At 49.0% G+C, this 25,914-nt stretch carries 27 protein-coding genes, 1 tRNA gene and 1 pseudogene; 12 read left to right on the top strand and 17 right to left on the bottom strand.

Going from position 1 to position 25,914, the window contains the following annotated elements; genetic code table 11:
- Positions 1-7: 7 nt before the first annotated feature.
- From O4H47_RS03060 to O4H47_RS03040, 5 genes are all read right to left on the bottom strand, one after another.
- On the bottom strand, positions 8-748 hold the full coding sequence (locus tag O4H47_RS03060) for a TlyA family RNA methyltransferase (RefSeq protein WP_269392463.1): 741 nt from the start codon (positions 746-748) through the stop codon (positions 8-10).
- A complete protein-coding gene (locus O4H47_RS03055; protein WP_269392462.1) occupies positions 741-1,343 on the bottom strand; it encodes an SCO family protein in 603 nt (200 codons plus the stop codon). Before O4H47_RS03055 ends, O4H47_RS03060 begins: the two co-directional genes overlap by 8 nt.
- 87 nt (positions 1,344-1,430) lie before the next feature.
- Entirely contained in the window at positions 1,431-1,649 is a 219-nt protein-coding gene (locus tag O4H47_RS03050) for a DUF6500 family protein (RefSeq protein WP_269392461.1), read from the bottom strand.
- A 2-nt stretch (positions 1,650-1,651) separates the two neighbouring features.
- Positions 1,652-1,900 (bottom strand): exodeoxyribonuclease VII small subunit, encoded by a 249-nt coding sequence (locus O4H47_RS03045; protein ID WP_269392460.1) that lies wholly within the window; start codon positions 1,898-1,900, stop codon positions 1,652-1,654.
- Positions 1,897-2,874, bottom strand: coding sequence for a histone deacetylase family protein (locus tag O4H47_RS03040; RefSeq protein ID WP_269392459.1), 978 nt, complete (start codon positions 2,872-2,874; stop codon positions 1,897-1,899). Before O4H47_RS03040 ends, O4H47_RS03045 begins: the two co-directional genes overlap by 4 nt.
- 73 nt (positions 2,875-2,947) lie before the next feature.
- On the opposite strand from O4H47_RS03040, the gene O4H47_RS03035 reads away from it, so the two are divergent.
- On the top strand, positions 2,948-3,901 hold the full coding sequence (locus tag O4H47_RS03035) for an L-threonylcarbamoyladenylate synthase (RefSeq protein WP_269392458.1): 954 nt from the start codon (positions 2,948-2,950) through the stop codon (positions 3,899-3,901).
- Here O4H47_RS03035 and O4H47_RS03030 read toward each other — a convergent pair.
- On the bottom strand, positions 3,898-4,851 hold the full coding sequence (locus tag O4H47_RS03030; RefSeq protein ID WP_269392457.1) for a DnaJ C-terminal domain-containing protein: 954 nt from the start codon (positions 4,849-4,851) through the stop codon (positions 3,898-3,900). The genes O4H47_RS03035 and O4H47_RS03030 overlap by 4 nt on opposite strands.
- Positions 4,852-4,974: 123 nt before the next feature.
- Positions 4,975-5,439: an Lrp/AsnC family transcriptional regulator gene (locus tag O4H47_RS03025; protein ID WP_269392456.1), complete on the bottom strand. Its 465-nt coding sequence runs from the start codon at positions 5,437-5,439 to the stop codon at positions 4,975-4,977.
- A gap of 102 nt (positions 5,440-5,541) precedes the next feature.
- Here O4H47_RS03025 and O4H47_RS03020 point away from each other — a divergent pair, with 102 nt between their 5' ends.
- The 4 genes from O4H47_RS03020 (at position 5,542) to O4H47_RS03005 (ending at position 9,266) form a co-directional block, all read left to right on the top strand.
- A complete protein-coding gene (locus O4H47_RS03020; RefSeq protein WP_269392455.1) occupies positions 5,542-6,351 on the top strand; it encodes a class II glutamine amidotransferase in 810 nt (269 codons plus the stop codon).
- Positions 6,335-7,807: an aminotransferase class V-fold PLP-dependent enzyme gene (locus O4H47_RS03015; RefSeq protein ID WP_269392454.1), complete on the top strand. Its 1,473-nt coding sequence runs from the start codon at positions 6,335-6,337 to the stop codon at positions 7,805-7,807. The genes O4H47_RS03020 and O4H47_RS03015 overlap by 17 nt, the downstream gene beginning before the upstream one ends.
- A gap of 48 nt (positions 7,808-7,855) precedes the next feature.
- The gene (gene pdxH / locus O4H47_RS03010; protein ID WP_269392453.1) at positions 7,856-8,488 is read left to right on the top strand and encodes a pyridoxamine 5'-phosphate oxidase; all 633 of its coding nucleotides are present in this window, start codon (positions 7,856-7,858) and stop codon (positions 8,486-8,488) included.
- Positions 8,489-8,567: 79 nt separating this feature from the next.
- The gene (locus O4H47_RS03005; RefSeq protein ID WP_269392452.1) at positions 8,568-9,266 is read left to right on the top strand and encodes a DUF1499 domain-containing protein; all 699 of its coding nucleotides are present in this window, start codon (positions 8,568-8,570) and stop codon (positions 9,264-9,266) included.
- On the opposite strand, the gene O4H47_RS03000 is transcribed toward O4H47_RS03005, so the two are convergent.
- Positions 9,263-9,793 carry a DUF2867 domain-containing protein gene (locus O4H47_RS03000; RefSeq protein ID WP_269392451.1) on the bottom strand — a complete coding sequence of 177 codons (531 nt, stop codon included), beginning with the start codon at positions 9,791-9,793 and terminating at the stop codon, positions 9,263-9,265. The genes O4H47_RS03005 and O4H47_RS03000 overlap by 4 nt on opposite strands.
- Before the next feature lie 88 nt (positions 9,794-9,881).
- Positions 9,882-10,799 (bottom strand): MBL fold metallo-hydrolase, encoded by a 918-nt coding sequence (locus O4H47_RS02995; protein WP_269392450.1) that lies wholly within the window; start codon positions 10,797-10,799, stop codon positions 9,882-9,884.
- 372 nt (positions 10,800-11,171) lie between these two features.
- Here O4H47_RS02995 and O4H47_RS02990 point away from each other — a divergent pair.
- Positions 11,172-11,245, top strand: a tRNA-Gln gene (locus O4H47_RS02990).
- Between the two features lie 183 nt (positions 11,246-11,428).
- On the opposite strand, the gene O4H47_RS02985 is transcribed toward O4H47_RS02990, so the two are convergent.
- The 5 genes from O4H47_RS02985 to O4H47_RS02970 all read right to left on the bottom strand — a co-directional run bounded on the left by O4H47_RS02985 (position 11,429) and on the right by O4H47_RS02970 (position 16,735).
- The gene (locus O4H47_RS02985; RefSeq protein WP_269392449.1) at positions 11,429-13,096 is read right to left on the bottom strand and encodes a recombinase family protein; all 1,668 of its coding nucleotides are present in this window, start codon (positions 13,094-13,096) and stop codon (positions 11,429-11,431) included.
- Positions 13,093-13,575, bottom strand: a complete 483-nt coding sequence (locus tag O4H47_RS02980) for a DUF2924 domain-containing protein (RefSeq protein WP_269392448.1) — start codon at positions 13,573-13,575, stop codon at positions 13,093-13,095. Before O4H47_RS02980 ends, O4H47_RS02985 begins: the two co-directional genes overlap by 4 nt.
- A 1-nt stretch (position 13,576) precedes the next feature.
- Positions 13,577-13,816, bottom strand: a complete 240-nt coding sequence (locus tag O4H47_RS18155; RefSeq protein WP_419719583.1) for a DUF3489 domain-containing protein — start codon at positions 13,814-13,816, stop codon at positions 13,577-13,579.
- Between the two features lie 631 nt (positions 13,817-14,447).
- Positions 14,448-14,921 (bottom strand): chemotaxis protein CheW, encoded by a 474-nt coding sequence (locus O4H47_RS02975; protein ID WP_269392447.1) that lies wholly within the window; start codon positions 14,919-14,921, stop codon positions 14,448-14,450.
- A 5-nt stretch (positions 14,922-14,926) separates the two neighbouring features.
- On the bottom strand, positions 14,927-16,735 hold the full coding sequence (locus O4H47_RS02970) for a methyl-accepting chemotaxis protein (protein WP_269392446.1): 1,809 nt from the start codon (positions 16,733-16,735) through the stop codon (positions 14,927-14,929).
- A gap of 891 nt (positions 16,736-17,626) precedes the next feature.
- Between O4H47_RS02970 and O4H47_RS02965 the strand changes: the two genes are divergently transcribed.
- A complete protein-coding gene (locus O4H47_RS02965) occupies positions 17,627-17,773 on the top strand; it encodes a hypothetical protein (protein WP_269392445.1) in 147 nt (48 codons plus the stop codon).
- Between the two features lie 42 nt (positions 17,774-17,815).
- Here O4H47_RS02965 and O4H47_RS02960 read toward each other — a convergent pair.
- Positions 17,816-18,040: pseudogene (locus O4H47_RS02960) on the bottom strand (integrase core domain-containing protein); the annotation flags it as partial.
- A 315-nt stretch (positions 18,041-18,355) separates the two neighbouring features.
- Between O4H47_RS02960 and dctP the strand changes: the two are divergent.
- The 4 genes from dctP (at position 18,356) to O4H47_RS02940 (ending at position 22,888) form a co-directional block, all read left to right on the top strand.
- Complete coding sequence (gene dctP, locus O4H47_RS02955) at positions 18,356-19,363, top strand: TRAP transporter substrate-binding protein DctP (protein ID WP_269392444.1); 1,008 nt, start codon at positions 18,356-18,358, stop codon at positions 19,361-19,363.
- 24 nt (positions 19,364-19,387) lie between these two features.
- The gene (locus tag O4H47_RS02950) at positions 19,388-19,882 is read left to right on the top strand and encodes a TRAP transporter small permease (protein ID WP_269392443.1); all 495 of its coding nucleotides are present in this window, start codon (positions 19,388-19,390) and stop codon (positions 19,880-19,882) included.
- The gene (locus O4H47_RS02945) at positions 19,882-21,168 is read left to right on the top strand and encodes a TRAP transporter large permease (RefSeq protein ID WP_269392442.1); all 1,287 of its coding nucleotides are present in this window, start codon (positions 19,882-19,884) and stop codon (positions 21,166-21,168) included. The genes O4H47_RS02950 and O4H47_RS02945 overlap by 1 nt, the downstream gene beginning before the upstream one ends.
- A gap of 286 nt (positions 21,169-21,454) precedes the next feature.
- Positions 21,455-22,888, top strand: coding sequence for an NAD-dependent succinate-semialdehyde dehydrogenase (locus O4H47_RS02940; protein ID WP_269392441.1), 1,434 nt, complete (start codon positions 21,455-21,457; stop codon positions 22,886-22,888).
- Between the two features lie 35 nt (positions 22,889-22,923).
- Here the strand turns inward: O4H47_RS02940 and O4H47_RS02935 are convergent, their stop codons facing one another.
- Positions 22,924-23,871 (bottom strand): LysR substrate-binding domain-containing protein, encoded by a 948-nt coding sequence (locus O4H47_RS02935; RefSeq protein WP_269392440.1) that lies wholly within the window; start codon positions 23,869-23,871, stop codon positions 22,924-22,926.
- 9 nt (positions 23,872-23,880) lie between these two features.
- Positions 23,881-24,660 (bottom strand): aspartate dehydrogenase, encoded by a 780-nt coding sequence (locus tag O4H47_RS02930; RefSeq protein WP_269392439.1) that lies wholly within the window; start codon positions 24,658-24,660, stop codon positions 23,881-23,883.
- A 219-nt stretch (positions 24,661-24,879) separates the two neighbouring features.
- Here O4H47_RS02930 and O4H47_RS02925 point away from each other — a divergent pair, with 219 nt between their 5' ends.
- Positions 24,880-25,860, top strand: coding sequence for a dihydrodipicolinate synthase family protein (locus tag O4H47_RS02925; RefSeq protein WP_269392438.1), 981 nt, complete (start codon positions 24,880-24,882; stop codon positions 25,858-25,860).
- Positions 25,861-25,914 lie beyond the last annotated feature (54 nt).

Raw genomic sequence — 25,914 nt, 5'->3', positions numbered from 1 at the left:
GTTGCCGCTAGGTTTTTGAAAAGACTCGCAAATACTCAACGTTCCCGTCAGCACCCTTAATGGGTGACGGGAGCGCCAATTTGTCATTCCAACCTTCATTTTCCATGTAGGTTTTGAAGCTTTTTAAAGCCGTTTCAATTGCGCTCAGATCGCTCACAATTCCACCTTTGCCCACATGCTCGCGCCCAACTTCAAACTGCGGTTTGAACAAAATGATTGCGTCTGTACCTGAATGACAAAGTGAGAGTGGCGCGGCCAAAACTTTCTCTAGCGAAACAAAGCTTATGTCGCAAACCAACAAATCAATTGGTTCTGGTATTAGCTCTGTCGTTAGCGCGGTTGCGTTCGTTTTGTCGAGCTGCACAATGCGTGCATCTGACGCAATTTGTGGGTCCAATTGGCTGTGCCCAACATCAACGGCGTACACCCTAGCTGCACCTTGCTCTAGCAATAGCTGACTAAAACCACCAGTGGACGCACCAAGGTCCAAGCAAGTTTTGTTCGCTGGATCAATGCCAGACGCCGCGAGCCCTGCTTTAAGCTTTAGGGCCGCCCGCGAAACATAGTTGCCCGCGGGGTCGTCCACGGCAATCTGCATTTGCGCCGTCACCCTAAATCCGGGCTTGGTAACGGTCTTTCCATCTACCTTGACGGTGCCGCGCACGATCGCATCGCGTGCCCGAGCGCGCGAACGACAAAGTCCGCGAGCCTCAACAGCAACATCCAATCGATGTGGTTCGCTAGCCATTTGATTCCGTCAGCCGTTTAAGTTTGGCAATCGCGCTGTCTTTGTTCTCACCAAATCCAATGGTGCCGAACAGATCGCCCTTTTTGTCCAGTAAGAACAATGTCGCGGTGTGGTTGACCAAATACTCTGACGCGCCTTCGCTCTCTACACTTTCAGCGAAAATGCCAAACGTCTTTTTAACGTGATCAACTTGTTCACGAGTGCCGGTCAGGCCAATCAAATCATCGCCAAAAGAGGTGAGATATGTCGCAAGCAATTCCGGTGTGTCCCGCTCTGGATCAACTGAAATGAAGACGATTTGCACATCGTTCCCAGTTAGTCCCAATTCACTACGCCAAGTGGTGCTTTCATAAAGGGTGGTCGGGCAGACATCTGGACAGAAGGTGTAGCCGAAAAACAGCATCGTTGGTCTGCCAACGAAATCAGCCTGAGTGAATTCCCCACCATTTGCCCGTTGCATAGTAAAGTCGCCACCAAACTGAACCGCTTGGGGTTTTTTGGGCTGGCTTTGCTGAAAAACTGTGAACAATGTTGCGGCAATGCCGACAATAACAACAAGTCCCCAAAGGACCATGCGAACGCGAGCGAGTGACATTTCTTACCTCAGACCATGTTTTTTGGCGCAAACTAGATCGCAAACACCATTTTGACGATGCGACTAAATCACCAATCGCATCACATATTATTTATCTGCCAGAACCATAGTTTTGATTCTTTGTGCTTTCTCAAAGTGGTCGAGCTTGTGCGTTGAAATCCACCATGTGGCCGCTTCCATTAAAAGCTCTGGGTCATCATTTCTGTTCTTGAAAAACGCATAAAAGGACAGCCCAACACGTTCACCTTTTTGTGCGATTTTTGTATCACAAACCTCGATAATCTTTGCTCTAAGGCATTTGCGCATGATTAGCCGTCTAATGGCGCTGTACCCGTTGGGTTGCCATCGCGGTCCAGAGTAATCTTCTCAATACGCGCCTCGGCTTTGCGCAATAGGCTTTCGCAATGCGCTTTTAGCAAGCCACCACGTTCGTAGATCTCGATGGATTCTTGCAACGGGGCTTGCCCGCCTTCAAGCTTGCCCACAATCTGTTCAAGCTCTGTCAGTGCATCTTCAAAACTAAGCGCTTCAATTGCCGCTTTTTGGTCTTCGCTCACCCAAAATGCTCCTTTTGGTCAAAATCAATATGATCGATCGAAGGACCGCTAACGCCATGTGAAAGCATTGATAAATGCGCCGCAACACCTTGGCCCAGACCATCAAGATCATATCCACCTTCTAATAGGGATATGATTCGATTGTTGCAACGCTTGCCGGCAATGTCCATCAATTTGCCAGTGATCCACGCAAAATCGTCGGGTTGCCATTTTAGGCCAGCCAATGGGTCGCGATAGTCGGCATCAAACCCAGCTGAGACAAGAATAAGATCTGGCCGAAAATTATCGATCGCCGGCAAAATCACGTCGGTGTAGGCCAAGTGCATTTCATCACGTCCCGTACCTTCAGAAAGAGGGGCGTTGAATACATTGCCCGCGCCAGTTTCGCTGATGGCACCGGTGCCGGGGAAAAGCGGCATTTGATGGCTTGAGGCGTACATCACGTTCTTGTCGGCATAAAAAATGTCTTGCGTGCCATTTCCGTGGTGCACGTCAAAATCAACGATCGCGATCCGCTCTAAACCCTTTTGCTGGGCAATGCGCGCAACAACTGCAATTGTGTTCACAAGGCAAAAGCCCATCGGAGCCTCGCGTTCAGCATGGTGCCCCGGCGGGCGAATGGCGCAAAAAGCGTTTTCGTGGTGACCGGCCAATACATCATCAAGCGCATCAAGGCCTGCGCCCATACCAGTCATAACAGCGCTCAAAGACTCTTGGGAAATATAGGTGTCGCCATCAACCTGCGACATGCCTTCGACTGGACGCAACAGCTTCAGTTGCTCGATATAGGCCTTTGGGTGCACTTCTAGAGCAAACTCAAGCCCTGCGCAGGCCGCCTCTTTGCGTTTAATGTCGGCAAAATGGGGCAGGGCAAAGACTTTGTTCAATCGACGCAATCGGTCTGCCCGTTCTGGGTGACCAGATGGCGTGGCATGTTCCAAACCTTGCGGTTGCGTAATCAATAGGCTCGACATTTCTTTCCCTATCCATGCGCGTCAAATCATTATGATCCTTGACGCGGCGCACTTCAATTGCCAAACAGCGCAAATGAATGAACGCCATCTATACCCAAATCCGGTTTCAGTAAATGAAGCTGTTGAACATTTACATAACGGTGATGTGGTCGGAATGCCTACAGAGACTGTCTATGGGCTTGCTGGATTGGCGAGCAACGATGATGCTGTTCTCAAAATCTTTCAAACTAAAGGCCGTCCACGCTTTAACCCGTTGATTGTTCATTGTGCCGACATGACAATGGCAAGGGAGATCGCAGAATTTGATCCGTTGGCGCTAAAAGTTGCAAATGCGTTCTGGCCTGGTCCACTAACGCTCGTTCTGCCAATAAAAGCGAATGCAAGAATTTCTGATCTTGTAACCGCCGGTCTGGACACAGTGGCCATCCGTTTGCCCAAGCATCCAATGGCGCGCCGCTTGCTGTCTACTTTGGGCCAACCTGTTGCTGCCCCATCAGCCAATCCTTCGGGCAAGCTGTCGCCAACCAAAGCTCAACATGTGATCGACGCATTTGGCGGAGCTGTTCCTGTGTTAGATGGAGGCGCGTGCGAAGCAGGCGTTGAATCCACCATTCTGGCCATCGAGAACAACAGGATAATTTTGCTTCGACCAGGCAATGTTACAGCTGAAATGGTCGAAAGCGAAATTGGCATTAAGGTCAATCTGCCAGACAGCGGAAAAATCGTGGCGCCCGGCATGCTCAAATCTCACTACGCACCAAATGCAAAAGTGCGCCTAAACGCCATATCGCCCAACAGTGGTGAAGCTTTTTTAGGCTTCGGTTCTGCCGCTTTTGACGGACCGAACTGCCGCAACCTCTCGCCAAAGGCCGACTTGGCAGAGGCCGCTAAGAACCTTTTTCAATATTTGCGTGAACTCGATGCCATGGGCGTCGCCACAATTGCAGTTGCCCCAATCCCCATTGAGGGGATTGGCATCGCGATCAACGACAGACTGGCCCGGGCCGCGGCGGATCGAACGACTTAATCGCGCGGTTTATAAGGTTTTTGGTCGCGCCAAAACCGCATCAAGCTTTCCAAATCCGGGTCGGATTCTTCTGGTAGTTTGATCCGCAGATTGACGTAGAGATCACCTTCACCAAAAAGGCCTTTGCCTTTGAGGCGCATGGCTTTTGATGTGTCAACGCCAGCTGGAATATTCAGCTCAACCGCACCCGAAAGCGTTGGCACGCGTACCTTGCCACCCAAAACCGCTTCATAAAGCGTCAAAGGCACATCTACGCGTAAGTTTTCGCCGTCTTTGCGGAAATGCTTGTGTGGTTGAATGCGTACATTCACCAGAACATCGCCTTTTGACCCACCAAAGGGAGGCGCTTCGCCTTGCCCCTTGAGACGTACTTGTTGCCCGTTTTCAAGCGGCCATGGCAAATTGACAGAAAGGGTTTTACCGTTTGGCAAATGCACAGGCACAGGCTGGCGGGCGCTTATTTGTTCGAGCGTCACTTTGAGCCCGACCTTGACGTCCTGACCTTTTGTGGTGCGTCCGCCGCTAGCAAACCCACCGGCGCTTCCCATGCCCATCGGGCCTGCACCGCGTTGCCCGCCGCCAAAACCGCCCATGAATTCTTTCAAAATGTCTTCGGGGTTAACGCCCGCGCCACCTGCACCACCAGAGAATCCACCTGCACGGCGCTGTCCGCCGCGCTGCCCAGCACCGCCGCCAAAACCAGAAAAGTCAAAGCCCGCCATTTTGGGGTTGCCGTCAGCATCAATTTCGCCACGATCATATTGCCCGCGTTTTTGCTTGTCGGACAAAAAGTCATAAGCATTTGAGGCTTCAGAAAACTTGGCCTGCGCCTTTGGGTCGTCTTTGTTCTGATCGGGGTGATAGGTTTTAGCGAGTTTGCGATATGCAGACTTAATGTCCTTATCGCTCGCGGACCTTGGCACACCTAAAACGCTGTAAGGATCACGCATCTATATATTTCTCTCCAATCAACGCACAGCAACAGCTTTTCGCTCCCGTGCGGACATATTCATTGTTGCGCCATATATGGCGATCCAAGGCCGCAATGTCTAGTCTTGCAGCACAATGTTGACCTAAAGAGGCAGCGGCCGCTGCTCTTCAATGGCTTCCATTGCGAAATAGGAAGTGACCGAGTCCAGTTCAACTTTGGAAATCAGCCTTTGATACACGTCATCGTAGCTGTCCATATCGTTGGTTATCACCTTGAGAAAATAGTCATAATCTCCGCCGATGCGGTAAAAATCGACGACTTCTGGGATGGTTGACACATGTCGGCGAAACGTCTCAAGCCAATCCGCCGAATGATGACGTGTTTTCAGCATCACAAAAACCACAAGACCCAACCCCAGCAGTTTGCGATTGAGCATCATCGACTGATTGAGAATCAACCCGGCCTCTCGCAGCGCGTTGATGCGCCTCCAACAAGCGTTTTGCGACAAGTTCACAAGGGCTGCCAACTCGCGCTGAGACACGGATGCATCTCTTTGCAAGATTCGTAGTATCGCAATGTCATTTCGATCTAATTTCATGCCATTCATACGATCATATGACCACATATGTTGCGTTATGTGCAAGAAAATTGGTGAAAAATTACACATTTTGGGTGATATTATAGAGAGGTAATCACGAAAGAGAGTAATATGTGTCGCTGGATCGCATATTTGGGGAAACCCACTTATATCAATGACTTCTTATATGATGGGCCGCGATCGTTGTGCGCCCAAGCGCAGCAGTCACACAAAGCCAAACTTGGCGTCCATGGTGATGGCGGCGGACTTGGGTGGTACGGTGATCACAAATGTCCCGGCCTTTATCGCAATGCGGGGCCAGCTTGGGCCGACCCAAATCTGCGTGAATTGACCTCTCAGGTGAAAGCGAAGCTATTCTTTGCCCATGTTCGCGCCTCCACAGGTGCGCCAAACACATTTGTGAACTGTCACCCGTTTAGAACAAATCACTGGCTGTTTATGCATAACGGGCAAATTGGTGAGTTTAACAAAGTACAACGCTTGTTTCAGCAAACGCTTTGCGACAAGTCCTATGCTGCCTTGCAAGGTACAACTGACAGCGAGTTGATGTTCGCCATGTTGGTGAACAACGGCCTATTTGAAGATGTAAAAACAGCCATTCGCACGACAATGCGGTCAATTACCTCAGTTTGCGCAGAGCACGGGATAGTAGAAGCGTTTCGCGCCACATTTTCAGTGACCAATGGCGAGCAAATATGGGCGGTGCGGTGGTCTTCTGACGCCTATGCGCCTTCGCTTTATAAAAGGGATCTAGGTGGCGATATCTTGCTGGCTTCTGAACCACTAGATGGCGAAGTGCAGAATTGGCAAGAGATACCGCCAAACTCTTTGGTATGCCTGTCACGTGATGCCGACCAAAACACAACAATTGACTCTGAAATTCTGTTTGATGAGGAAAAGCAATATGTTCGAGCAGTTTAAAGCCAGTCTGAGAGCTGAGAATTTGGTCGAGCAACTGCGCGCTGGTTTAATTGGCGATGGGATTTCTATTCCCGGTCCGTTCGGACCCAAAAGCCTTGTTTATGCAGACTATGTTGCTTCTGCGCGTGCGCTCAGACAAATCGAAGACTTTGTGACGAATAATGCGCTGCCGTACTATGCCAATTCGCACACCCGCTCTTCTTTTTGTGGCGCGCAAATGACCCAAATGCGGGAGCAGGCCAGAGCTGAAATTGCCCAATCACTACAGGCCGATGAAAACTATTCGGTTGTTTTTACAGGCTCTGGTGCAACAGCGGCGGTTAATCGGTTAGTCAAATTGCTTGGTGTTGAAGAAGCTGTGCGCGCAGGAATGAAGCCTGTCATATTTATTGGCCCCTATGAGCATCATTCCAACATTTTGCCGTGGCGTGAAACCGGCGCGCAAATAGTCATTATTCCCGAAGCAGAAGACGGTGGCCCGGACCTGGCGATTTTGCAGGCTCAATTGGATATACACCGGGATTGTGCTTTGAAAATTGGCTCGTTTTCCGCAGCCTCAAATGTGACCGGTATTCTGACGGATGTGGCGAAGGTGTCTCATTTGCTGAAGCAAAATGGAGCATTGGCTATTTGGGACTATGCGGGCGGTGCGCCATATTTACCCGTTTCGGTGAAACCAGAAACTGTCGAATTAGACGCAATCTTTCTTTCAACCCATAAGTACCCAGGTGGCCCAGCTGCATCTGGCATTTTGGTGGTCAAAAATCAACTGAGCGCCACAAATCGACCAAGTTGGCCGGGCGGTGGCACCGTGACTTTTGTTTCCCCTTGGAACCACGACTATGTGGCGTCCCTGGCTGCGCGTGAGGAAGCGGGAACACCTAACGTAATCGGTGATATTCGCGCCGCGCTCTGCTTCATGGTGAAAGACGCCATCGGCCCTTCGTTTCTTGCTAAGCGCCAAGCCGAATTGAAACAACGCGCATCTGACGCGTGGGCAAAGTGTGATCGCATCAAAGTCCTCGGGCACCCAACGGCAACACGCTTGCCCATATTTTCATTCCAGATCAAAGACGGCGAGGGCGGGTTGATCCAACATCAGTTGTTCACGCGCATGCTGTCTGATCTATATGGCATTCAAGCGCGCGGCGGCTGCGCGTGTGCGGGGCCATATGGACACGAATTGCTTGGAATTGACGCGGATCAATCAGCCCAAATGCGTCGTGAGATACAAGAGGGTAATGCGCTGGCACGGCCAGGTTGGGTGCGATTGAATTTCAGCTATTTGCTGAGCGATGAAAAAGCAAATTTCATCATTGAATCAGTCACCGAATTGGCCAATAGTGCACGCAATTATGTAGACAATTATGTCTTTGACGAAGCCACCGGTAGCTTCATGCATCAAGAAGACGCGATAGCAAGAAGCGCCGTGCAGGGGGCTGCTTGTTGTTCTTGATGTAGGTTTTGCCAAGGGATAGCGCCAAAGGCCAATCTGGGTGAGAATATGAGTTCCGACGTCCAAGCCTTAAATGCACAACTGTTCGACCACACCTTTAAAGGTGAAATTGATCCTTACGCTTTGTTTGACCAATGGCTGGCCCTTGCCAGCGAAAAAGAACCAATGGCCAACGCGCTCTCGCTTGCAACAGTAGACGGCAATGGCATGCCAGATGTGCGCGTTGTGCTATTGAAAGAACGCACACAAGATGGTTTCACCTTTTATACGAACACACGAAGTTCTAAAGGTGAAGAACTTGCCGCCAATCCAAAGGCTGCCCTTGGCTTTTTCTGGAAATCGCTTAATTGGCAAGTGCGCATTCGGGGCGCTGTGGTGCCTGTTTCTGCCGAAGTTGCTGACGCATACTACAAAAGCCGCCCGCTGGGTTCGCGCATTGGTGCCCATGCGTCTGAGCAATCGCGTCCCCTACAATCCAAGCAAGAACTAATGGACCGCGTTGCACAATTCGAAGCGCAATATGGCGAAGATGTGCCGCGCCCAGCCCATTGGAGCGGATACACAATTGAGCCTATTGAAATCGAGTTCTGGTGCGATGGAGAGTATCGCTTACATGACAGGGTGCGATTTACACGGGAAAATTCCAACCAACCTTGGACAAGACAGCGCCTCTTCCCTTAATGTCTAAATGAACTTAGATATTTAGGACTATATGCGCGTTTTCATCAGAACATCTGGGTGGGCAATATGGGCGACGCGTATGGCGCGCCCTGTGTTGCCGCTCGTCTTGCTGGCCATTGCATTGCATTATGTTGGGGTGCTTGCCAGTTCTGTTTTCGTTGCCTGCATTATCCTTGCCATTGCACTGGCGCTTTTCTCGTTCATCCTAGGACTGATCGGCTACATCAGCTTGTGGTATAGCGGCGATGCTGGTTGGCGAGAATCCACAAGCGGCCTGTTGGTGGGAACCGTTGCCATCGTTTTTTTGATGTTCATGGCGGTTATGTCCAGCCAGTTTCCAAATATCAACGACGTTTCTACGGCTCCACTCATTACTCCCATCCAAGGGCGCGCGAATGGTGCAGATGCGCCTGTTGCTACACTGATTGATGGACAAAAATACAGATTTGCCGGAACGCGCCAATATAGGTTGGATGAACAAACCGCATTGGATCTTATTTCCCAAGCAGCATCGAATATGGGCTGGAGCAAGCTCAATCAAACACAAACAAGTGCCGCGGAATTACACCAATTCTACAAAGCCAAGTCTCTGCTGGGGTTTGTTGATGACGTCACAATAAGCACACGCACAACGGCCCAATTGGTCATTGTTAATGTGCGGTCTGCCTCGCGCTATGGCAGTGGCGACTATGGAGCGAATAGCGCCAGAATTGAGAATTTCCTGCTCACACTAGACGAGCTCGTCGCATCGACACCGGAACGCCAAATTGCCGATTAAGTCGCTGTAATTGCCTTCTTTATACCTGCTTCAAGCGTTGAGCGCACGATCAGCTTATGAAAAGGCAAAATTGCGGCGAGGTAAGCATAACCAAAAGCATTATGTCGTTTGCAAATTGTGGTCATGATTACACGCGGATTTGCTGCGCTGGTCCGATAGAGAGACACACGAAAGTCTTGATGCCAGTCATCCTCACCAAGAATAATCTCATTTTCACTGATGTTGTAGATTTTGAAAAAAGCAACGCGGTCGCCGATTGTTTTTTCAAGGGGAGGAACCTGCGCATTATCCATCAGATCCTTGGTCGATTTGAGGCGGAAAGGCTGCATCAATATATTGCGCAGCTTCAGCAAATTGACCGCCCAATCGATCTCAATATTGCCGATCTGCTCAGCCAATAATCGGATATCGCAATCGAGCAAATCTGGACGCCCTTTTAAACTCGATGAGTAGCTATCCATAAAATCACCAGGCGAGTAATATTGCTGCAATGTACTGTCGGAAGGCAGTTGGTCAGGTTTGGCCATGATCATCCCCATAATTTGGCATCAATCTAGACATTGTAGTGGATGCCCATTTTGACTGGGGCGCTCCAATGTCACAAGCGTCGATCCGTCACATCTTTGCTGTATAACGCTTCGCCCAAAACAAGCCACTTGCTTCAATTTCATTGTGCGCAGCAAGGTACTGCAGATGCGCATTCAGCGTGAGCAAAGCTGCGGGTTTTACCTTTATGGGAATGTCCGGATAGATTTCTTTTAGCAATGACAAAGTCCATTTTGGGCCACTCCCCAACGCTGCAATAATCTGTTTATTTCTTGCCTGCCGATGACAAAGCAGTTGGCTTGCGAACTCCGGCCCATTTTTAATTGGACCGCCGTGTGCAGGCAGAAAGCAGGTGTGGGGCAAATGGATGACTTTCTCGAGGGAGGCAAAATAGTCTTCAAGGCTCCCGTCGGGGTCGGCGATCAAGCTAGAAGACCATCCCATGACATGGTCTCCCGTGAATAGTTCCTTGCGGCCCTCGATGCCAATAGCAATGTGGTTGGCGCAATGGCCAGGGGTGGTATGAACAATCAAACCGATTTCGCCCAAATCGATCTTGCTGCCCTCGCGCACAACATACTCGGGTTTTAGCCCATAGTGCCCGGACGGCTTTAGGGGATCTCTTTCAAGCATTTTGAGCTGTCGGGAGGGGCGATGTGGGCCTTCAAACATCAAAGGAACCTCAAGGGCTTTCGCCAGCCTAGGTGCCAGCGCTGAATGGTCGCGATGCGTGTGCGTAAGCAGCACACCTTTGCACTTTTTCCCAACGATTGCGCTCAGCAAAGCTGCAAAATGATCATCGTCTTCTGGGCCCGGATCAATAACAACAACTTCGTCAAATCCAACAATATAGCTGTTTGTGCCCTGAAAGGTATATGGGCCGGCGTTGGGTGCGACCACACGCATGATACCTGGCGCAATAATTTCGGGCACACCAATTGGAGGCGTAAAGTCAGTATTGTAAGTTGGCGCGGTTTGCGTTTGCATAGTCGGGCAAATTTGCTCTTTGGTGGCAATATGGATCAATGAATCCCATCATATGCAATAGATGGAAACTATTGGTCCTGCAAGCAGGCGTCCTAAACATGGAATGCGGAGATAGGCTATATCAAAAGAAACCATATGTGCTCGCAAATGGATTCACCTTGGCGCGTTGTGCTATTCGCCAAATGCCTTGATATCTATTTGAAAACATTGAATCCTAAGGCAAGTTCGCCCCTGTTTTTCGTTTTCAAACATACGAAATCACTTTTTCGCGGAAAATTTTAAAAAACCGCCAATTGGGTGGTTGCACGTTGAGTTCAAAACGCGTATAGACCGCATCGTTCAGTCATAAAAACTTCACTGAACAATTCTTGTTGGGGCGTGGCCAAGTGGTAAGGCAGCGGTTTTTGGTATCGCCATCCCAGGTTCGAATCCTGGCGCCCCAGCCATCTTTTCAAATTTTCCCGACGACTCTCAGCATTCCTCCGAATTCTCGCGCTATTTCAGCGCGTTAGCGATCCCGTTTGCGTAACGAGACGTTGGTGTCGACCCGCTAATGGAGCTGTATAGCCAAAAGTCTCTTTTGTTGATTTCGGTGCTGACAGGTTTGGGATTACTGCATCGTTTGCGGGCTAAAGCGTTTTGATAGTCTTGCGCTGTTGTTGCCAATCAGCTGGGAGTGGATGGCGCACCAAATAGTTGGAGGTCAAGTCCGTTGGCTGTTTGCCTTGCATTATCGACTGCACAATATCGGGTGCGAGGAACGCCAGATTGATGATCTGCATGATACGGCGTTTGGAAACTTTGCAATCGGCAGCAATCTCATCGAAGTGTTTGCCTGATTTAACTTCATTCAAATAGTGGTGTGCCATTGCAAGGTTTTTGATGAGCGTTTTGTCTTGTTCTACTGGCGTGTCGCCCAAGATTATTTTTGTTTCGACGCCTCTTTTACGATGCTGAAACGGTGCGTCGAAGTTGAGCAGGTCACGTGTTAGACAGGCAGGTTTGCATTTGCCATTCACGACGACCGCTGCGATGCCAAGTAGGTCGGCAGTCTGATCATGATGCAACTTGATTTGCATCTGGCCAGGTCTCAAGGTGACCTTGTATGTGCAAAGCAGGATTTTAGGTCGATCCGTGTTCGGATCTAGCTCGTCTATTGAGCGCGTTAGCGCAACGATCTCGTCGGCTGGAATGCTCGAAGCCAGTTTCTTGAGCAACTTTAGTTTGAAGTGTTGCAGCACTGCTCGTGCGACCTGATCTTCCAAAAGGTTCGCCGATAGCCGCCATCCAGCGGGTGAGGGGTTGGCGCCGTCCTTTTTGCCCAGCAACCGATTAGAGATGTAATAGCGATATCGTTTGTATCCTTTCTTGGTGTGACTTGGCGTCAATCGATCACCTGTCTCGTCGAACACTTTTCCTTTTAGGGATGAGGCCGTAGTGGCTGAGTTGGGTCTACCTCTTTGGCGAGATGCATCTTTGGACAGTCGATATTGAACTTCATCCCATTCAACAGGATCAATGATGGCGGGGTGCTGTCCATCATGGACGACGTTGTGATGGCGTATTCGGCCAGCATATACCGGGTTGGTCAGAATGTAGTGAATGTTGCTGTGGCTGAGTATGCTGTTTCCCTTAGTTGAGTGCTTGTTGCCCATCGGCCTTGTTTTTAGATTAAGGCGTTCGGCTTCTTCCCGTACTTCGTCAATTGAGCTGTGCTTCTTGTAGAGTTCAAACACCGCTTTGACGGTCTCCGCTTCTCTTTTGTTGATCCTGAGCGTTCTACCATCAGCCTCATAACCGAGCGGAACATTTCCACCCATCCAGAGACCCTTCTTTTTGGAAGCCGCAATCTTGTCTCGAATGCGTTCTGAAGTGACTTCTCGTTCAAACTGCGCAAAAGACAGCAACACATTTAGAGTCAGGCGCCCCATACTGGTGGCGGTATTGAATGACTGAGTTACAGAAACGAAAGAAGCATTTGACTTGTCCAACTGCTCGACAAGTTTTGCAAAGTCGGCAAGGGACCGCGTGAGGCGATCAATTTTGTAGACGACGATTTGATCAACCAGTCCTTCTTCAACATCACCCATGAGTTTTTGCAAACCACGACGATCCAATGTGCCACCGGATATCCCGCCGTCGTCATAGGCATTATCAAGCAACACCCAACCTTCATGTTTTTGGCTTGCGATGTAAGCAGCGCAAGCTTCTCGTTGCGCATCCAATGAATTGAACTCTTGCTCTAGCCCGTTCTCGGAGGATTTTCTTGTGTAGATGGCGCATCGGACTTTCTTCATCGTTTTTGCAACCCGAAGAACCGAGGGCCAGACCACTGTGTTCCGGTGATTTTCTTGGCGATTGCACTTAGTGATTTGTAAGTTCGTCCATCTAGAACAAATCCGTCTTCGGCGACTTCAACTTGGTAAGTTCTGCCGTTCCACTCTCGAACAAGTTGTGTCCCTGGAGATAGTGAGGAGGCCAGTTTGGGCGCAAGACTTAGAGATACGGTTCCCCGGGTATCACTGTGAACCCGTTTTGAAAGGCGCTTAAACGCTCTTTTAACGTCCGTCGGCAGTCCACCAAATGCTTTACGTTGTGCTTCATAAGACAAGACGCGCCGCATGAATGACACAGACAAGTCTTTGTGAGGCGTATGTCGAAATGACTTCCGCCAAAGTTTGCGACAAGCGGCCAAATCGAGTTTGCAGAAATCGTGATGTGTTTGTTGGCTAGCGCGCAGATTATCCGAAAGAGGAGGGGACATTTGAACTGTCATTCTACGCTCCCTCAGGTACCGATGCGCAAATCGAATAGACAGTCTCGCCGGATCGTTTTGAGCGAGACGCGACCACTTTGATACCGCTCTTTCGCAGCCGTGATACTGCGGCCCGAACGCTGTGAGGCTGCCAGCTTAGTCTTTTGCAGATGGTGGATATTTTTGCACCGTTTGGCTTCGTCAGTAGCTTCGCGAGTTGCTGTGCCTTGTTGGTGTTTGATCGCTGAAGGGCCTTCGACATTTTGAACTCCGCTTTTTGTGCGCGGCAACATTGCCTTGCACTGAGCAGAGCCCGAAACCGGGCGCCGATTACGTTTCCACCATTTAAGATAACGAAACGCAACGTCACGATTGCTCGTTGTGCCCGCGAAGTCCAGTCGAATTTTAAGAGAAGTTTGTTTGAACCAGCGTTTGCTTTGCCGCGTGGAAATACGATCAATATGACTTTGATTAGGTAGCGCCCTGAGAGGCGGAATTCCTCTCTGAGATCCCAAAAGTTCTCGCACCGAAAAAGACGGAGGCGTCCATTACTTGAGCGCTTCGTGTCACTTAGCTTCCTTATTCACACCGATCAACTCAATTTGGACAAAAGAACTCTTTCAACAAGAGAGCTAGTGTTTTTCCTGAGATCTTGGCGCACGGATTCTACACTTACAATTCAGCCGCTCTCGGCACTTAACTACCGCGCACCTTCGACAACCTGAATTCCGGCAAGTCGATTTTCAATCTGTACGTCGTTTGTGCCTGACTGAATGTCCGCAACGTGGACAAACCGACCAAGCAAGGATCCTTGCTATTGAAAGCAACGAGAGGGAAGCTGACATTTGGCTTGTCACTTGACTTTCATTAACTCCCCTCACGCAATTTCCTTATCACAACACCGGTTCCAAATTCAGAATCGAGAGCATTCTGTCTTCGTGCTTGATTAAGCCCTCGACAATACCGCGGCCTATACTGCCAGCAGGCGGCGGTCGCAATGCTTTGGCTTTCACCTGAATAATGTCAGATACTGAATCAACCAAAATGCCTATAGTTTGAGCCTCTAAAGAGATCACCAGCACCACATGGCCGTCGGTCGCCTCAATGCAACCTAACCCAAGCAGCATACCCAGATCGTAGACCTGAATGACTTCTCCACGAATCTCGAGAACGCCGCAAGCTGCATGGGGTTGATCGGGCAATATCGTTGTCGGGGACCAGGACCGAATTTCCCTGACCGACATGATGTCGATGCCATAAGCGTTGTTGCAGCAAATAAAGGTGACAAACTGGCCTTCGTTCTCAAGCACCGTGACCTTCTCAGGCCCATAAGAGGCATCCATATCCATTGCATTTTCCATGCTCATCAGAATTACCCCCATTCTTCCTTGATTGCAGCATTGCCATTAGTTTTGTAAGACGTCGTTGCGCTTTGGATCTTTTGCTGCGAGCTCTTAGCCCCATTAGGTGCAACCGCCGATGTATGCGATACGTCAGCTTGTCCGTGTCTTGCCGTGTTGTCGGCCACTTTGAATACGTCAACAATACGATCAAGCTCTGAAGCCTGCACTTCGGTCTGCTCAATTGCTGCGTTGGTTTCTTCTACCAGAGCTGCGTTGTGTTGGGTCATTTCATCCATCTGACGCACTGCAGAACTAACTTCTTCAATACCAGACGCCTGTTCACGACTGGCCGCAGAGATCGCGTTCATCAGTTCCGAATTCTCCTGAACTGATATGAGCATGGCGGCTAACTTCTCAGAAGCCTCGGCGACCAGTTTGGAGCCGCCAGATACTTCAGAGGCACTTTGTTCAATGAGCGTTTTGACCTGGGAGGAGGCTTCAGCAGCAGACTGGGCCAAGCGCCTCACTTCCACCGCCACAACAGCAAAACCCTTTCCAGCTTCACCAGCTCGCGCCGCTTCTACAGAAGCGTTGAGCGCCAGCAGATTGGTTTGGAAGGCAATATCGTCAATCATCCCGATTATGTTGGAAATCTTGGTTGAGGAAGAAGTAATTCTTTCCATCGCCGTTGTTGCATTGCCCATTACTTCGCCGCCTTCTGTGGCAAGTTTGGACGTATACAGAGTCTTCTCAGTTGCAGCGTCTGCCTTTTTGGAATTGTCCACCACAGTGGTCGCCAATTGCTCCATTGCAGCAGAAGTCTCTTCAATCGCTGCGGCTTGACGAGTTGTCCTTTCACTCAGATCATTTGCACCGGCCAGAATCTCGCCGGTAGCTGACTTGAGACCACTGGATGTCTTGCGTATCTGCCCAACAATGGAAATAAGTTGGTCTACTGTCTGATTTAAAGCATTGCGGACTTCTTCTAAGTCAGGGGTGAATTCATTTTCAATTCGCGCATTAAGATCACCCTCAGCCAGCATTGCCAAACTGGTGCTCAACTGTTGCACAGCTGATTTTCGCCCGGTGATATCTGTTGCATACTTTACGACTTTATATGGTTTGCCGTTCAGATCGAAGATGGGATTGTAAGATGCCTGTATCCAGACTTCTTTGCCGCCTTTCCCAATACGCAAGTATTCCGCTGCTTGATATTCACCCTGTTTCAGTTTCGTCCAAAATTTTTGATATTCCGGTCCACCAGCTTCAGCAGGCTGCACGAACATTGAATGGTGCCTACCTTGGATTTCTTCAAGTTGGTATCCCAGAGCATTGAGGAAATTCTTATTCGCTGTCAGGATTTCACCATCCGTATTGAATTCAATCACCGCCTGAGACTTGGAGATTGCATCCAACTGGCCACTACTGTCTGCATTCTGAAGTTTTTGAGCCGTAACGTCAGTGGCAAACTTGACAATCTTGTATGGTTTTCCATTCCGGTCAAAGATTGGGTTGTAAGACGCCTGTATCCAGACATCGCCACCATCTTTGCTAACACGTTTGAATTCAGCGGCGTGGAATTCACCGCGGCCCAGTTTGGCCCAAAACTCTTCATACTCCGCACTTGCCACAAAAGCGGGGTCGACAAACATTTTGTGGTGTTTGCCAACAACTTCGCTTAACTCATAACCTAACGTGACTAGAAAGTTCTCATTTGCGGTGATGATTGTGCCGTCAAGCTCGAATTCTATTGTTGCTTGGACTCGGCCAATCGCCGCAAGTTTGGCGTTGGCCTCATCGTGAGCTGCCTCAGTCTTTTTGTTTGAAAAAATTGCCATATATGTCTATCCCCTAGTAACGTAACGAAAACAGAACGCATTATTTGGCAATATTACTAACTAAGTAATAATTCTTACAAAAACCAATTTGATGTAAGTCACGCGCTTTGTAGATTGGCGAGTATTTTGGCTCAATGATTGTACATATCACAAGCTTCAATTCAGCAATCAATCGCCGAAACATTTCAGTGATCTATGCGTCCATATAAGACGGATATCTGCGTCCCTGAAGGAGGGCGATGGCGAACTCAAATTTGAGTAGATAACGCAGAACTGGTAATTGCACTCTTGCGCGAGAACACCAGCTCCGAAGAAAAGCACAACGCGCGCACAACCGCGAGCCAGCAACAACTCGTCATGAATGTGCTGCCCTGTTTTTGTTCCGCATAAAGATTACCAGGGCCAGTGCAAACATGCGCTGCGAATTCGAGCCATATGCTGGACCGAAGCGAAACTTGTCCTGATCTTGTTTTGCATCAATGACTGCAATACGCCGAAAGTTCTGATCACATCAGAAAATGGAAGGTCTTAAATGGGCTCCAAGCGGTCATACGAACAATTCGAGACCGCAGGTCTAGCACGTGGGCGCTTCCGGTCCAAAGCCGACCTCCGTACCAAGCGCATCCAATTTCCGCCGCCTGCCGAAAGCAGACATCTCTGTGCAAAACGTTGGGTGAGGACCTGATTGACTTGTGGCGCCCCGCCGGTGCAGCCATATTTGATACAGCTATACGCCTTATGGGAAAAGCCAGCTTTCAGTTGTGCTTTTGCAGTGACGCATTGTCGTCTTGGATAGAGCCAAATGATGAGTTGGTAAAATCTGCTTTTAGCACCTGGTTGCCCCAAATCAAACTAGCGGCTATTGCAGTCAAACTAAAAGGTCTACGATGCATGACACTCACCGAGTTTGAAACTGCATTTTTGATCGTGCCAGATGAGCTGACGATGGTGACGTTTTGCCAGCAACATCTGCTGCATGGAATGCCATTTGTGTTTAACGAACGTGAATGTCCGTCATCAAATGAAATGGGTATTTAGAGCGGTTTAGTTACTGGAGGCTCTGGTTCATTTGTTTGTTGATTATGCAGCTTGTTTTTGTTGTTGCAATCGGCGTTGTTTGATTGTGTTGGCTCTGATTTTCTCCCTTTGTCGTAGAATGGCTCTGTCTCGGCTGAAGTAGAAGTCAGCCGGTGTGACGTTGTTCAGGCTCTCATGGTAACGCTGATTGTTGTAATAATCGACGAATGTTTTGATCTGGCGTTCGAAATCACCTGGTAGGTAATAGTTTTCCAGCAAGATCTTATTATTCGCTGCGCGGACCTGCGGCTCACGGTTGGTCGTAATTGCCCCAAAACTGCGCACCGCCCTACTATGCAATTTATTGATACCAGCATTCGCTATCAATAATTTCAATCTATATCGAACTGAACGATAGTCTAGCTGGCAGCGACCTCACATTCGGTGAAGTAATGTGTTTAGTCGGTTGCATAAAATTGAAATGTACTTGTTGTGGGACAGAATTTGCAGGGAGGCAGAGGTTTTAGCAGACTTTCGTTTGCTAATTTTAGGCCTTTTTGGATTGCACTTCTACCGCAATTTGTCATGTTGGAGGACATAACAATGAAACAAAATGTATTCAAGGCATTGGCTGTATCACTAGCAATTGGATTGCTACCGAGTACCGCCTTCGCTGAAGCGATGAAGTTTCGCATCACAACTGAAAACAACGTCAATCACGTGAATACCAAATTTTTGCAGGAGTTCACCGATAGGGTCAACTCCGCAAGCGCAGGTGAAATTGAGGTTGAACTTTTTCACAGTGGTCAGCTCTATAAGGGGAAAGATGTTCCCCGTGCCTTGCGCCAGGGCAGTGTTGAAATGGCAGCAGTTGGCACTTGGCAATTGGGTGGCGTAGCACCCGATATCAATTTGTTGTTTATCCCGCATTTCTATGGACGCGCGAATAACGAGTTGAACGCCTTAGTGGATGGTAACATCGGCAACCAGTTGAACAAAGGACTTGAAGCAAGTCTTGAATCAGTTGTTTTGGGCCGTTGGATGGGCTTTGGCGCAGGAAACACATTCGGCGCGGGGCGCTCCATTACAAGTTTTGACGATCTCAAAGGTGCCAAAATTCGCATCCCAGGTGGGCTTGCAAATACCGCACGCTTTAAAGCTTTAGGTGCTGTTCCAACAGTTTTGCCATGGCCTGACACTCCACTTGCTTTGCAGCAAGGCACAGTTGATGGGTTGCTTACGACTTTCGAATCTGCGGCATCAGCAAAGCTTTATGAATCGGGTGTAAAAACAGCCTTCGAAGACAATCAGTACTTTGGCTTCTTCGTACCTTTGGTCAGCAACACGTTCTGGCACAAAGCGCCAGATAGTGTGAAGGAGTTGCTGAGCTCTACTTGGGCAGACATGATTGATGATGGACGCGCGTCCGCCGCTGATGCTCAATTAGAAGCTCGTCAAACTCTAATTGACAATGGTGTCGTTATTACGGTTCCAGACGCTGCTGATGTGGCAGCGACGCGTGCTGAGATGATCGCTAATGAGCCAGCATTAGTTGGCGAACTAGGTTCCAGCATGGCGCTATACGAAGCCATCTTGGCAGAATTGCCATAACGAAAAGAGTAGAGGGTAACTTGTATGTCAAGATTTCAGCATTTCCTAACCAAACTAGAACTGTGGTTGATTTCTGGGCCAGCGCTTGTTGCCCTCTGCCTCGTCGCGGAACAGGCTGCAGCGAGGTATTTCTACACCGCTGCACTCGTTGATTGGGCCGATGAGATTATCGTCTATCTTATGATGTGGTCGGTGCTGACCTCTCTAGGGCAGGTTTCTGCTCGCGGAGCCCATATTCGCACCGAATTGGTGCTCGGTATGCTCCCTAAAAACTGGAAGCGTTTCGTCGAGATTGGTATCGCAGTTCTTGCGATCTCCTTTATGACGTGGCTTGCTTGGTACGGTTGGCGCGTCGCACATGAAGCTTTTTCTTACGACGACAGAACGTCGAGCAGCTTGCGGTTCCCGATTTGGATCTACTATGCCATCTTGCCAATCGCTTGTATTGGCATGGCCTCGGGTTTCGTTTTTCACCTCATTCGGATTGTGTCCGATCGTGACACGGAGTTTTCGCAATAATGTCGGTTCCTATAGCAGCTGTACTGTTCATCTTTCTTTTGGTTTTTGGCGCACCAATTTTCCTGGTTTTGGGAATGGTGGCGGGTGTAAGTTACTCCTTAGATGGTCGGCCACTTATTGGGCTCGCGCAAAAAATCATCGATGAGATGAACTCTCCAACACTGGTCGCTGTGCCCTTATTCGTAATGGCTGCGCGTGTCATGGATACTGGCGGCATTTCTCGCGCGCTAATTGATGCTGCGAGTACTTGGGTTGGCCAGGCACGAGGCGGATTAGCGTTCGTCTGCGTTGTAACATGCACAATTTTCGCCGCTATCTCTGGGTCAAGTGTTGCGACAGCTTTGGCAATGGCGGTCATTCTAGTTCCGGCAATGGCTTCGCGTGGATACCCTCGGCCCTTTACTCTTGGTGTCATTGGCGCCTCAGGTACATTGGGCATTCTAATCCCGCCTAGTCTCCCCATGATCGTTTACGCTGTGATTACGGATACATCGATTGCTAGACTGTTTTTGGCAGGCGTTATACCTGGGCTTTTGCAGGCTGGATTGTTTATGGCTGTCATATTGTTTATCGCCCGCAAGGAAAAGCTGCCACGTGAACCACGTCCGAGCTTCAAAACATTTGTCCGTACAAATAGGATTGCATTGCCGGCGTTAATGCTTCCAGTGATTGTTTTAGGGGGCATTTACAGTGGCATAGTTACCGTTTCCGAAGCCGCTGGCTTATCGACCGCTTTGGCAATCTTGCTAGCGATATATGTATACCGTCAAATCAAGTGGTCTGATGTGCCTACAATTCTGGCTCAAGCAATTCGATCAAGTGCAACAATCATGATCATTGTAGCTATGGCTTTCGGCTTTAGTCACTGGCTCACAGAAACAGGCTTAACTCGTACCTTGCTCGATTGGGTGACACAGAGCGGCATGTCCAAATGGCAATTCTTGCTGGTGATTAATGTGATCTTGCTCATGCTGGGTATGATTTTGGAGGTATTCGCTACACTCCTTCTCACATTGCCGCTGATTGTGCCGATCATGATAGCGCTTGAAATTGACCCAGTTCATTTTGCGATCATGATGATTATCAATATGGAACTTGGATTGCTTACACCACCCATCGGCCTCAACCTGTTCGTTTTGGCCAATGCGTCCAAAGCGAAAGTTGGAGAAGTTGTAAAAGGCGTCTTGCCCTTCATATTCGCCATGTTGGTGTTGTTGATTTTGATAACATTTATCCCGACGATCTCCACGTTTTTGCCCAACATGGTCTATGGAGTTTCCAAATAGTTGTTCTCCTGATTTAGCAGTTGGAACATTTGCTGCGCTTTCTCTAAATACTGAAACAGTAAATGATGGCAAAAGGCACGTTCAATTCGAGCGTGTCTTTTGTCGTTCCTGGACCAAAGTGTTTGTGGGTTAAACTGTTGATTGGGCACGACTTTAAAGGCCGGATTGTTGCCAAGATCAGATATTCCTTATGTCTATAACTGTATCACTTCATATCTATTGGTTGAGGGGGAGGAGCTGGCTAAAAAAGAGGGATACAGATGCAAACAAGCGAGAACAGCTCAACATGGAATACCCAAAACTTGATCTTTTCATCGGTGGAGAATGGCGAAAAACTAGTGAGACATTGCCAGTCGTCAATCCAGCGAATGAAAGTGTGATTGGCGCACTGCCTGTGGCTAGAAGATCTGATTTGGAAGATGCACTGGATGCTGCTGACCGCGGGTTTGCCATTTGGCGAAAAACCGCTCCACGTGACAGAAGCGACATCATTATTAAGGCCGCGCGGCTTTTGCGAGAACGGCAAGATGAGATTGCTTATGCTATCACGTTGGAACACGGTAAACCTTTTCAGCAAGCCCAACTTGAGGTCATTCGTGGCAGTGAGTTTCTTGAATGGGATGCTGGCGAATGCCAGCGCCTTTATGGACGTGCCATTCCGGGTGTTCAAGGTATGCGGCATACGGTATTGCGACAGCCTATCGGTGCGGTAGCAGCGTTCTCGCCTTGGAACTTCCCCATGAGTCAACCGGCCCGCAAAATTGCTGGTGCCTTGGCCGCTGGGTGTTCAATAATTCTAAAGGCCGCAGAAGAAACGCCAGCTGGCGCGCTGCATATTGCCCGTGCTTTTCAGGATGCGGGTTTGCCTGACGGGGTGCTGAATTTGGTGTTCGGCGTTCCAGCAGAGATTTCAAATTTCCTTATCCCCCGGGACAAAATTAGGTTAGTTGCATTTACTGGCTCCACGGTTGTGGGCAAACACCTCACGAATTTGGCATCAGAACACATGACGCCGGTATTGATGGAGTTGGGCGGGCATGCGCCTGTAATCGTGTGCGATGACGTAGATCCAGTTCAAGTGGCGCCAACATGTGCAGACCGTAAGTATCGCAACGCCGGGCAAGTCTGCACATCGCCAACGCGTTTTTATGTCGGGCAGGATCAGTTCGAACGTTTTACCGACAGGTTTGTTGCCAGTGCGAAGCAAACCGTTGTTGGTCCGGGCTTGGATGAAGCAACGCAGATGGGCCCTGTTGCCAATGAAAGGCGTTTGGTAGCCATGATCGGTCTTGTTGAGGATGCGGTATCCAAGGGTGCTGAGTTGCGCACAGGTGGCAAACGCATTGGTGATTGCGGTTACTTCTTTGAGCCCACGGTTTTGGCCAATGTTCCTGATAACGCAAAAATTATGGAAGAGGAGCCTTTCGGCCCGATCGCGATTATCAATTCAATGTTGTCGCTCGAAGACGGCATCTATCAAGCGAACAAGCTGCCGTTTGGGCTTGCTGCCTATGGTTTTACACATTCGTCTGCGAACGCGGAGCAGTTAATCGAGGGTGTTGAAACAGGAAACCTGTCCATAAATACACTTGAGGCTTCGCTACCCGAAACGCCATTCGGCGGAGTTAAGTCCAGCGGCTATGGTCGCGAAGGCGGAGAAGAAGGTCTACATCTTTACACGGTTGTAAAAAACGTTTCTCACAAGATGGTACTGGATTGAGCTGTGCATCTGGCAAGCCGCTGAAACCGGGGTGGCTATAGTGTTTCTGCTACGCTTGAAAGCGCAGATAGTACGGCGTTTCCAGCAGGCGACAATTGATCTTCACCGCGATAAGAAATGCCGACCGATCCGGTTTCAAATGGCAGCTTGAACGACAAATACTGCAGCAAACCCAATCGAACATCATGGGTAGCAATATGCGCTGGCATAACGGCGATCAAATTGCTGTTTCCCGCTAACAAACCTCTATTTGTTAAGTAGGAAACGGATTCGATTGTAACCGGCGGGTGGTACTGCTCCATATCGACAAAATATCGATCAATCTGGCTGCGCAGAGAAGTCTCAATCGGCGGTAAAATCCAGCCGTAATTTTTCAAATCATTGAAAGTAACATTGGTTTTTTTGCAAAGCGGGTGGGAACTGCCAACCAACAGTTGAATACGCTCACTGAACAATGGGATTTGCGCCAGCTTATCGCGATGACGATGGATGGGCAGCCTTCCAACGATGAGGTCGATTTCGCCTGCCCTAAGGCCGGGCATTAGCACTTCATTTGTGCCCTCAACAACCTTAATGGTGACATTGGGACGTTTGCTCAAAACCTGTTCAATTGCCAGTGGCAGTAACTGAGAGGAAGCTGCTAGCAAGGTGCCAATAACGACGCGGCCACTCGTTCCCTCGGTCAGATCATCAAGCTCTTGAGCAGCGTTTGAAATCTGAGCAAAAATGAGTTTTCCATGACGGATCATCGCCTCTCCGTAGACCGTTGGTATGACCCCTCGGTTGGTGCGTTCGAAAAGTTTTACCTCAAAATCTAATTCTAACTCTTGAATCATTTTGGTTGCAGCAGGCTGAGACACATGTAGCTCTCTGGCTGCGGCCTGGATGTTTCCGTGCTTTCCTACAGCGACTAAAAGGCGGAGCTGTTTCAGCTTCAGTCTTGTAAGGGCACGATCAACGATCCTACTATATTTTGCAGCCAAGTTTTGCTCCTAGAACTTTATCAGTCTGCGTTCTTCTAAAATGGCAGCTACGACACTCATCGCCGCCAATGCAGAACTTCGCGGATTGTCAGGCAAGCATTTGCCTGAAATGGAAAATCGCATCTCACCAAAATCCCCATGAGCCTCAATTTCGTGCGTATTGGCGTTTATCTCAGGGTCAGCAATTAATTCTACAGTGGTTTTATCAAACCCAAGTGAAGATATTGCAACCGACGCAGCAACGTTTGCATTCTTTGGATAAGCTAGTGCGGCTTCGCGCGCAGTGCCAGCGAAATGAACAGTCGCTTTTGCGAGGTTAGCAAGGTCGATTTTGTCCTCCGCTGGTGAGCCGAACCACCCAAGTGCAGGCTTGCGGCCTATGTAATTTACGCGAGTTAGTGTGCCCGTGCTAGCAGCACGAAGTGCATCGAGTGCGCCGATCGCGCCACTTGCTAGTTGTAGTTTCGCGTTACCTCGCACTGCGGCGTTCATCAATTCAGCCTCGAATTCTTTGTTGGCCAATGCCCCAATAGAAATCGTCAACACATCAATTCCTGACGCTAATGCTTTTACACCATGCTCACGAAGACCTTCGTGACCAGCACAATCAACAAGCAATTTTGTATCTGCTGGAAGATCGGCGACGTCAGAAACGCGGAGACAACTATCGCCATCCTTTACATGGCTGCCTTGTCTCACCAAAAGCGTACGCACCTCAATTTTATGAACTGCTAGCTGTTTTCTAACAAATGCAGAGATGGCCCCATCGCCCAAAATAGCAATACTCATCAGATCTCCTTCGCAAGCATCCAATATCAACATATCGCGCAATCAGTGTCTCTAGATATCCATTTTGCTTATATCAGGTTTCGGTCTTTGTATTACCGCAACGCGCTCTTCCATGATCAATTGGACAGCACACAAGCGCGCAAATTTGCCTAATGCCAAGACTTGTTAGTCGGTCAAGGCGCCGGACCGCGAAACTGGGTCTTTGAAAGAGATGTACAAATGAAATACTCAAAACTTGATGCAAAAGACTACGCACGCGAAAACATGAACGGCATATGGGCAGCGGCTTTGAACCCTTTCGAAGCTGATGGAGCACTTAATGAAATTGGGCTACGTTCAAACATTCGCCATTGGATTGATGATCTGGACATTCAAGGTCTATTTATTGCGGGTAAACAGGGCGAGTTCTTTTCGATGTCGCTGGAGGAACGTAAACGAAATTTTGAAATAGCAGTCGAAGAGTGTGGCGACAAAGCCGGCACAATCATGTCGGCGTCCGATCAAAACGTAACTACAGTGCTTGAACTTGCGCTACACGCGCAGAATTGTGGCGCAGATTACATTGTTGTTCACGCACCGGTATTGAGCTTTTGCCAAGATCGGGACGAAGTCCTATACAATTACTACAAATACCTCTGCGACAATCTCGATATTGGCATTGCAATGTGGAGCCACCCGGACAGCGGTTATCTTATGGAACCAGAGACCTGTGCGCGTATAGCGGAGCTGCCCAATATTGTTGCAATCAAATACTCTGTTCCGCGTGAAATGTACAAACGGCTATCGCGTATGATTGGCGACAAAATACATGTTTCAACTTCGTCTGAAGATGAGTGGTTGGACAATGTGGAAGAATTGGGTTGGAAGCTCTACCTTTGTTCTTCACCACCATATCAGCTTCAAACTAAGAACGATAAACGTATGCACGAGTATACGAAGCTGGCGTTTGACGGAAACTTTGTAGAAGCCCGTCGTGTATGTGACAGTCTTGATCCTGTTCGTGAAGCAATACGCAAATCCAAACCTGCTGGCAAACCACAGGCGCATGGCAAGTACTGGCAAGAACTCTTAGGGCAAGCAGGAGGATTTGTCCGACACCCAATGTTGGAACTTACAGACGAAGAAAAAGCTATCACCCGCCATGAATTCGAAAACTGTGGTCTGCAGAAACAGCCCTTAGTACTGAGAGAAAACGAATAATTTGCGCAGATTTTTGACACTAGTGATGGCCGGTAAAGACTTCGCGCTTTGCCA

The organism is Maritalea porphyrae (assembly GCF_027213965.1).
GTDB classification, from domain to species: domain Bacteria; phylum Pseudomonadota; class Alphaproteobacteria; order Rhizobiales; family Devosiaceae; genus Maritalea; species Maritalea porphyrae_A.
The sequence above is the reverse complement of the archived record's forward strand: the minus strand, read 5'-3'. Positions and strand labels throughout refer to the sequence as shown.

Bases quoted from the DNA above. Each gene is read 5' to 3' on its own strand.
- O4H47_RS03030 (WP_269392457.1), bottom strand. From the start codon at position 4,851: ATGCGTGATCCTTACAGCGTTTTAGGTGTGCCAAGGTCCGCGAGCGAT.
- dctP (WP_269392444.1), top strand. From the start codon at position 18,356: ATGAAACAAAATGTATTCAAGGCATTGGCTGTATCACTAGCAATTGGA.
- O4H47_RS03040 (WP_269392459.1), bottom strand. From the start codon at position 2,874: ATGTCGAGCCTATTGATTACGCAACCGCAAGGTTTGGAACATGCCACG.
- O4H47_RS03050 (WP_269392461.1), bottom strand. From the start codon at position 1,649: ATGCGCAAATGCCTTAGAGCAAAGATTATCGAGGTTTGTGATACAAAA.
- O4H47_RS03060 (WP_269392463.1), bottom strand. From the start codon at position 748: ATGGCTAGCGAACCACATCGATTGGATGTTGCTGTTGAGGCTCGCGGA.
- pdxH (WP_269392453.1), top strand. From the start codon at position 7,856: ATGAGTTCCGACGTCCAAGCCTTAAATGCACAACTGTTCGACCACACC.
- O4H47_RS02980 (WP_269392448.1), bottom strand. From the start codon at position 13,575: ATGACAGTTCAAATGTCCCCTCCTCTTTCGGATAATCTGCGCGCTAGC.
- O4H47_RS03020 (WP_269392455.1), top strand. From the start codon at position 5,542: ATGTGTCGCTGGATCGCATATTTGGGGAAACCCACTTATATCAATGAC.
- O4H47_RS02925 (WP_269392438.1), top strand. From the start codon at position 24,880: ATGAAATACTCAAAACTTGATGCAAAAGACTACGCACGCGAAAACATG.
- O4H47_RS02995 (WP_269392450.1), bottom strand. From the start codon at position 10,799: ATGCAAACGCAAACCGCGCCAACTTACAATACTGACTTTACGCCTCCA.
- O4H47_RS02970 (WP_269392446.1), bottom strand. From the start codon at position 16,735: ATGGCAATTTTTTCAAACAAAAAGACTGAGGCAGCTCACGATGAGGCC.
- O4H47_RS03055 (WP_269392462.1), bottom strand. From the start codon at position 1,343: ATGTCACTCGCTCGCGTTCGCATGGTCCTTTGGGGACTTGTTGTTATT.
- O4H47_RS02950 (WP_269392443.1), top strand. From the start codon at position 19,388: ATGTCAAGATTTCAGCATTTCCTAACCAAACTAGAACTGTGGTTGATT.
- O4H47_RS03015 (WP_269392454.1), top strand. From the start codon at position 6,335: ATGTTCGAGCAGTTTAAAGCCAGTCTGAGAGCTGAGAATTTGGTCGAG.
- O4H47_RS03035 (WP_269392458.1), top strand. From the start codon at position 2,948: ATGAATGAACGCCATCTATACCCAAATCCGGTTTCAGTAAATGAAGCT.
- O4H47_RS02940 (WP_269392441.1), top strand. From the start codon at position 21,455: ATGGAATACCCAAAACTTGATCTTTTCATCGGTGGAGAATGGCGAAAA.
- O4H47_RS18155 (WP_419719583.1), bottom strand. From the start codon at position 13,816: ATGTCGAAGGCCCTTCAGCGATCAAACACCAACAAGGCACAGCAACTC.
- O4H47_RS02975 (WP_269392447.1), bottom strand. From the start codon at position 14,921: ATGAGCATGGAAAATGCAATGGATATGGATGCCTCTTATGGGCCTGAG.
- O4H47_RS02985 (WP_269392449.1), bottom strand. From the start codon at position 13,096: ATGAAGAAAGTCCGATGCGCCATCTACACAAGAAAATCCTCCGAGAAC.
- O4H47_RS02965 (WP_269392445.1), top strand. From the start codon at position 17,627: ATGACACTCACCGAGTTTGAAACTGCATTTTTGATCGTGCCAGATGAG.
- O4H47_RS03025 (WP_269392456.1), bottom strand. From the start codon at position 5,439: ATGAATGGCATGAAATTAGATCGAAATGACATTGCGATACTACGAATC.
- O4H47_RS02930 (WP_269392439.1), bottom strand. From the start codon at position 24,660: ATGAGTATTGCTATTTTGGGCGATGGGGCCATCTCTGCATTTGTTAGA.
- O4H47_RS02945 (WP_269392442.1), top strand. From the start codon at position 19,882: ATGTCGGTTCCTATAGCAGCTGTACTGTTCATCTTTCTTTTGGTTTTT.
- O4H47_RS03005 (WP_269392452.1), top strand. From the start codon at position 8,568: ATGGCGCGCCCTGTGTTGCCGCTCGTCTTGCTGGCCATTGCATTGCAT.
- O4H47_RS03000 (WP_269392451.1), bottom strand. From the start codon at position 9,793: ATGGCCAAACCTGACCAACTGCCTTCCGACAGTACATTGCAGCAATAT.